The 7,241-nt window shown below is 38.0% G+C and carries 5 protein-coding genes and 2 pseudogenes; 2 read left to right on the top strand and 5 right to left on the bottom strand.

Annotated features, from left to right (window positions below; translation table 11 throughout):
• Positions 1 to 76: 76 nt before the first annotated feature.
• A complete protein-coding gene (locus ACFQ4A_RS16330) occupies positions 77 to 1,879 on the bottom strand; it encodes a HelD family protein (RefSeq protein WP_382402484.1) in 1,803 nt (600 codons plus the stop codon).
• A 310-nt stretch (positions 1,880 to 2,189) separates the two neighbouring features.
• Here ACFQ4A_RS16330 and ACFQ4A_RS16325 point away from each other — a divergent pair, with 310 nt between their 5' ends.
• Positions 2,190 to 2,555 (top strand): hypothetical protein, encoded by a 366-nt coding sequence (locus tag ACFQ4A_RS16325; RefSeq protein ID WP_382402483.1) that lies wholly within the window; start codon positions 2,190 to 2,192, stop codon positions 2,553 to 2,555.
• A 424-nt stretch (positions 2,556 to 2,979) separates the two neighbouring features.
• Positions 2,980 to 4,278, top strand: a pseudogene (locus ACFQ4A_RS16320) (LTA synthase family protein); the annotation flags it as partial.
• A gap of 22 nt (positions 4,279 to 4,300) precedes the next feature.
• Here the strand turns inward: ACFQ4A_RS16320 and arsD are convergent.
• From arsD to ACFQ4A_RS16300, 4 genes and pseudogenes are all read right to left on the bottom strand, one after another.
• Positions 4,301 to 4,628: pseudogene (gene arsD, locus ACFQ4A_RS16315) on the bottom strand (arsenite efflux transporter metallochaperone ArsD).
• 126 nt (positions 4,629 to 4,754) lie between these two features.
• Positions 4,755 to 5,174, bottom strand: coding sequence for an arsenate reductase (thioredoxin) (arsC, locus tag ACFQ4A_RS16310; protein ID WP_382402482.1), 420 nt, complete (start codon positions 5,172 to 5,174; stop codon positions 4,755 to 4,757).
• A 42-nt stretch (positions 5,175 to 5,216) separates the two neighbouring features.
• Complete coding sequence (locus tag ACFQ4A_RS16305; RefSeq protein ID WP_382402481.1) at positions 5,217 to 6,515, bottom strand: arsenic transporter; 1,299 nt, start codon at positions 6,513 to 6,515, stop codon at positions 5,217 to 5,219.
• Between the two features lie 15 nt (positions 6,516 to 6,530).
• Positions 6,531 to 6,875, bottom strand: a complete 345-nt coding sequence (locus ACFQ4A_RS16300; RefSeq protein WP_382402480.1) for an ArsR/SmtB family transcription factor — start codon at positions 6,873 to 6,875, stop codon at positions 6,531 to 6,533.
• Positions 6,876 to 7,241 lie beyond the last annotated feature (366 nt).

Raw genomic sequence — 7,241 nt, 5'->3', positions numbered from 1 at the left:
CATGCCCACTAAGTATACAGGAGTTTTTATTGATATTGGTAAATTGTTCCGCAAGGAGTGGTGAAACTAGTCGCAATCACTGGTACAAATAACCGCAAGGTTGGTACAAGTTAAATGCAATAATCAGTTTTACCTTTGGGAGGCCATGTTTAATAATAGAGTCCCAATTATTAGTCCCGCGATAGGAATGAATACCTTGAGACAAATCACCTAAGATAGTAAATAAATTTGTTCCTACAGCCTTACGTAAGGCTCGTATTTGAAAAAGGCTGTAATCTTGTCCTTCATCTATAACAACATTTTTCATTTTTAAATCTTCAGGAATGCCAATTAAGTGTGTTTGCAGGAAAAGCAATGGTGCTAAATCCTCGATTTCAAACGTATTTTTTCTTAACAATTTTTCAGTGTAAGAAGTAATTTTTTCTATCTCTTCGTTCGTAAGGTCTTCTTCAGCATACTTTTTCAGTAAAATCGGATCAGTTAGTAATTCTTTGTAATAATCAATTGCTGTTTTGTTAGGGAAACGTTTCATATAATCTGTAATAATCCGTTTTGTATGGCTTTTGACTTCCTCTAGACTTTTTTCTTTATTATCTATAAGTGACACCATTTTTTCTCTTCGTTCTTCTGGATTTTTGTATCGGGAGAGAATATGATCATATTTATTTTCAAAATCATCCTCAATAGCCTCGATAATTTTCTTTTTTCTTTTTTGAAAATTTGCTTTTAATAAGTCGTTTAATTTTTCTTTTCGTTTAATAAAAGGCAGATAGCGATAATCCTTGATGAATAGTGTTTTTAACTTTTCTTTACTATATAATCGATATTTCCCAATATACACATCGTATTCCGGGACATAATTATTCCGAATATCCTTTAAATATCTTTTTAAGATTTTCTCAAACAGCAACGATCCTTTAAATTCAGAAATCCATTTAATATTATGTTTATTCTTACTTGTCGAATCGATTAATTCTTTAAGCTTTTCATTCGAGTCAGTTAATTTTATTTTTTTACCTAAACATGCACGTACATAATCAGTAAAGGTTGTTTGCTTAATCTTTTCCACACCTAATTCCGGTAAAGCTTCAGCAATAAAATTAATAAACATCTTATTTGGTGCTAAGATCATCATTTTATCGGGCGTGACTTTATCAGCAAATGTGTATATAAAATAAGATAATCTATGCAGTGCTATCGTGGTTTTGCCACTCCCGGCGACACCTTGAACAATCATTGGTTTTTGCAGATCAGCACGAATGACTTTATTTTGCTCTTCTTGAATCGTGGCGACTATATCGTTCAAACGCTTGTCCGCTTTCTCTGAGAGTGATTTCTGTAATAATTCGTCACGCGTTGTAATATCTATATCCCTTATTTCTTCAAGATCACCTTCTTCTATAACGTATTGACGTTTTAGCTCTAATTGCCCGTTTTGTTCACCATCTTCAGCATGGTACGAAACCTCACCTAATCTTCCTTCGTAATAAATGTTAGCGATCGGGGATCTCCAATCAACAATAATTGGTTCCTGATTATCTTTACGGTAAAGAGAAAATTTTCCAATATAATATTTTTCGGTTTGATTGGCTCCTTCGCGGTTAAAGTCCACTCTCCCAAAATAGGGTTTGTCTTTAATCTTGGACAGGTTGGCAATATCTCCTTGAACCATTTCCAACAGCCGTGCATTTGTTAAGATGTTTATATAACTCAAACTACTATCCAGATGATCTAAATTAACAAAGGCATCCTTAATATTATCACGGTAACCGCCTTGAGTAGACTCGGCAACTTCTAAAATTGACTGAATATGATTCTTTGTATATTCTAATCGTTCGTTTTCATTTTGAAAATCTGGGTGTTTTTGTGCAGAATTCAATTAATATTACTCCTTTTTCAATCATTCCCTTTTTCCCTTAAACTATAAGATGCGGGATATACATCTTCATTATCCGGTTCTTCTGCTCCCTTATATTCCATGTATATAATCCGTCTGTACCTATTCTTTCCCTGTCAGATAAACCTCCATAAAATTATTTGTTAGTCCTTATTCTAACTTTCCAGCATTTTATAACTAGTTATAACTATAACTATTTATAATATACTATATTTGAGTTTAATCTTCACTTTATAAATACAATTAGTTATACTGACTTTGACCACATAATTTTAATGAAGCGGTGACAATAATGTTAACTGATACAGGAGAAAGAGTTATACCCGAAAAAATGAAGATTACAAATGAGTTGTTGCTTGAGCACATTGCGAGATACCATTTCGCTTCCAAATATGTACATGGACGTGTTCTTGACTTACCAGTGGTGCCGGCCCGGCTATTTGCAAAAAAATGTAACCAGCAGGTCAGCGAGGTTATAGGTGTCGATATAGATCAAGAGGCAGTGAAGTATGCTCAGAGTACGTATTACCATCCCCTTACAACATATCTTAAAGAAGATGTAACAGATCCTCAATTACCTGAAAAATTGGGCAAGTTGGATTCATTGAACCAGCAATTTTTGGTGCAAATGAACATTATCCACTTGGATTATTGGTAGCTCAAAAGTAATCATTGTAGTTTCTTACAGTGTGCGAGGGATGGAAAGATGAAGCAAATGTAAGAGATCAGAAGAGACAGTCAGAATTAAGAACAAGTTTATTTTACTTTCCAGCTCTTATTAATGCTAAAGCCTACATTAATTGTCTATCTCCTTCACTGTACGACATAAAGAGCATTCCACATCGAAGAATACAATATGTTTATTAATTGGTCAGTTATCGAATGTATATTTACCATTAATTTGGATCTTAACAAGTTGAAAATTCAAGTTTAAAATAAATTGTGATTAAAAATTATTCTGCTTCCTCAAGTGTGCCGATTAGAAAGAAACGTACAGTTGTGTGTCGGCAATATCTCTAGGCAGCAAGATGAATCTGGGGTGAGAATAAGTGGAAAAACTAAAAGTCTTAAAATCTACCAAAATGGGATTTTTTCTACTCGCTGTTATCCTATTTTGGATGAAAACGTATATCATATATATCACAGAATTTAATTTAGGTGTCAGTAATTTGATGCAGCATTTTCTGCTGTTCATCAACCCGTTGAGTTCGGGATTGATTATCCTTGGTCTTGCACTATTTTTTAAGGGAAAACGATTTGGTATATGGCTGCTCATTTTTGACACATTACTGACATTGTTCTTGTATGCCAACGTTATTTTTTATCGGGAATTTGGTAGCTTTATTACCGTCCACACACTGATGCAGACCGACAATGCTGGCAGCATCGGCAAAAGCTTCTTTGGATTAGCTGAGTGGTACGACCTTTTTTATTCTTTGGATCTCGTTATCCTGACTATGCTGTTTGTTAAACGTAAAGCACAATGGTCCCCGGCCCGATTAAGTATCAAAAAACCTTTTGCTGTACTAGCCTCCGGTGTACTTGTATTTACGGTCAATTTAGGATTGGCACATATAGACCGTCCACAATTGCTGGAAAGGGTCTTTGACAATAATTATATCGTCAAATATCTCGGTGCGCCTAACTTTGCCGTTCTGAACACAGTACAGACTGTTAAGGCAAGTGCTAAACGTTCAATGGCTTCCAGTGAGGATTTAACTGAAGTCGAAAACTATACCGATAGAAAGTACGCGGAGCCAAATGCTAAATATTTCGGAAAAGCAGAAGGCAAAAATATCATCAAGATCCATCTGGAGTCGTTCCAGTCGTTCTTGATTGATTATGAATTAAATGGGGAAGAAGTAACGCCGTTTTTAAACTCGCTTGTTCATAATCAGAGCAAGGATTTCACGTATTTTGATAATTTCTTCCACCAGACCGCACAAGGTAAAACCGCAGACGCTGAGCTTTTGCTGGATAACGCATTATATGGTTTACCTCAGGGAGCGGCATTTGTCACAAAAGGTTCAAATACATATCAGGCGCTGCCGGCTATTATGGAACAGGAGCAAGACTATACGAGCGCCGTACTCCACGGTGATGAAGGATCGTTTTGGAATCGCGACAAAATTTACAAGCAATTTGGGATTGATAAGTTTTATGATGATGCGTATTACGATATGAGCGAGGATAAAGTCATCAACTATGGGTTGAAGGATAAACCATTCTTTAAACAGTTGATGCCAATGCTTGAGGACCTGTCTGAAAAGGATGAACCTTTTTATGCACACATGATGACGCTGACGCACCATTATCCGTTTATATTGGATGAGGGAGAAGAGTCAATTAAGCCTGCAAATACCGGCAATGGCACCGTTGATACATAGTCGTTCCCCCCTTTTTTTAGTCCAATTTTACAGAAACGCTTACACGCGGCTTTTGTGTTAATTCGTCTGCTTTTACTTCCATCCATTCAGCATATTCTTCATTGGTTGGATATTCGCCAATCTTTAAAACTTTCCCATCTAAAAGAGTAGCAGGTAGCGCATCCGCTCCTTTTCCTGAAGCACTTGATTGACGGTTTCATTTTTAGTAAAAGCGGCGGGCTCATTAGCCAGATTAAAACGCTTAATGTCCACGCCCTTTTGTTCTAACGAATAAACGGCCGATGCAACTCTGGTTAATTTCGGATCGACACACCCGGCCCACAAACGCCTGTAGAACAGCACATGGCCGGATCATAAATTTCTACTTTCTACATCACAAAACGCTCCTTCGCATTAAAATATAAGCATGTATTTATATAATGGATAACAGAAAAGCCCCGAGATGATGATCCCATGGCTTCTCTATCCATTTATTCACCCGTTTCAGCAAAATGCTTGATTCTGTCTCCAATTTCATCTCTTACACGTTGGAAAACGGCCCATTTCTCTTCTTCCGTTCCTTCCGCTTTTGCAGGATCATCAAAGCCCCAGTGTTCCCGTTTTACATGGGGAGGTGTCATTGGGCAACGATCTTCTGCATCAGCACATAATGTCACTGCCATCGTAGCATTATTCAAATATTCCGGATCAATTTTCTCTGACTTTTGGTCAGAAATATCAATCCCTACTTCTTTCATTGCTTTTACGGCATTGGGATTCAAGCCATGTGCCTCAATCCCTGCACTTCTAACTTCCCATTCGTCTCCTAGATATGTTTTCGCCCAGCCTTCTGCCATTTGGCTTCGGCAAGAATTCCCTGTACAGAGGAAATAGATTGTTTTTTTGGACATACTCATTCTCCTTTTGTTTGATCATGACATCCGGTATTTTTCTTATATCAACAATAATGTCAAATACAGTCCTAACAAGGTAATAAACAGGATTGGTACCGTTAAAGCTATCCCGATTTTGAAATAGGTTCCCCAGGAAATCTTGACGCCTTTTTGGGAAAGGACGTGAAGCCAAACCAGAGTCGCCAGTGACCCGATCGGTGTAATTTTCGGCCCTAAGTCCGAACCAACCACGTTGGCATACACCAACGCCTCCCGTATCGTACCGGAAGTACTTGTTTCAGCAATAGCCAAAGCATCGATCATCACGGTTGGCATATTGTTCATGATGGATGACAGGAAAGCAGCAATAAAGCCCATAGCCATTGTGGCCGCAAACAATCCTTGTTCAGCAGCAGCCTCAATAACAACGCCCAATGCATCTGTAAGGCCGGCATTTCCCAATCCGTATACAACTACATACATCCCTAAGGAGAAAAATACAATATCCCATGGTGCTCCCTTCACAACTGCTTTTGTATCCACCGCTTTGCTGTTTCGTGCCATCAGCAGGAAGAAAATCGCTATAACGCCCGCCACAATGGAAACAGGAAGATAGATAAACTCACTCACAAAGTAGCCGATCACCAATAATCCGAGCACATACCAAGACACGCGGAACATTTTCATGTCTTTAATGGCATCTCCGGGTTCATTTAATTTAGTCACCTCATAGGATCTGGGGATGCTTTTTCTGAAATAAATCAATAGAACCATAATGGTAGCCGTCAGGGCAAAAAGGTTCGGAATAATCATCCGGGATGCATATTCGACAAATCCGATGCCAAAGAAATCGGCCGACACAATATTGACCAGGTTACTTACCACGAAAGGCAAAGAGGTCGTATCGGCGATAAAACCACTGGCCATAATAAAAGGAAAGATCATCTTTTCCTTAAAATTCAGATTTCTTACCATTGCAAGCACAATCGGTGTCAATATCAGTGCTGCCCCATCATTAGCGAAAAAGGCCGCTACAACCGCACCTAAAATACTAATATAGACAAACATCTTGATTCCATGACCGCTTGCAATTCTGGCCATATGCAGTGCAGCCCATTCAAACAGACCGATTTCATCCAATATGAGTGAAATAAGGATAATAGCGACAAAAGCCAGGGTTGCATTCCACACAATTTCTGTTACTTCCCAAACATCACTAAACCCGACGACACCTACCAATAAGGCAACAACAGCACCGCCAATCGCAGACCAGCCGATATTCAGTCCCTTAGGCTGCCAAATAACCAAAATAAGTGTTACGAAAAAGATTAAAATGGCTAGTATAAGCGTTGATGACAAAACGTTAACCCCCAATTAACAACAAGTAATTCGCGTACCGCTTTCTTCCAATTGCTTTAATTTATCATCTTGGTCAGGTAACGGTTCAAGCAGCTGTTGAACAAATGGATAATATTCATGCGTTTTATTGATGGAATAAAATATCCATTGTCCCCTTCTTTCTTCTTTTACCAGCCCAACATCCCTCAGTTTTCTCAGGTGCTGGCTGATGGACGGCTGGCTTGCCTTGAAAATCTCCACAAACTCACAGACACAGCAATCATGTTTATCAAGTATTTTTACCATGGTTAAACGCGTTTTATCCCCCAACAATTTTAAAATCATGGCAGCTTTATCCATTTCAATTGCAGTTTTAAGCATACATACACCCCCCTCTCTCATTCTCAAATCATTATATAATTAAATGCTTATATATGCAAATCATAGTATCCAGAAGTAAATTGTGAATGATTAATGCTATGTTGAATAAACTCCCAGATAGTTATTAACACCCTTAAAAATATTTACCTTTCCCCTGCCTTAAAAATTTTATAAAAAATTTATAAAAAAAAGAAGGAGTTTGACTGAACCTGTCGAATTACTCTAACAAAGGAGGTGAAAGTTTCTTTGGACGCAGCTTCCAAAATCTCAGAACATCCTCTGCTATGTGCTTCGGATATTCACTTCTACCCTTTTCCAAATCAGGCAGACATCAACTTTCGTGTATTTGGAAAAAATCCTTCACTA

It is taken from the genome of Lentibacillus salinarum (genome assembly GCF_042679865.1).
Taxonomy (GTDB): Bacteria; Bacillota; Bacilli; order Bacillales; family Amphibacillaceae; genus Lentibacillus; species Lentibacillus salinarum.
Note: the sequence above shows the minus strand (reverse complement) of the source record. Positions and strands in the feature narration are given on the sequence as shown.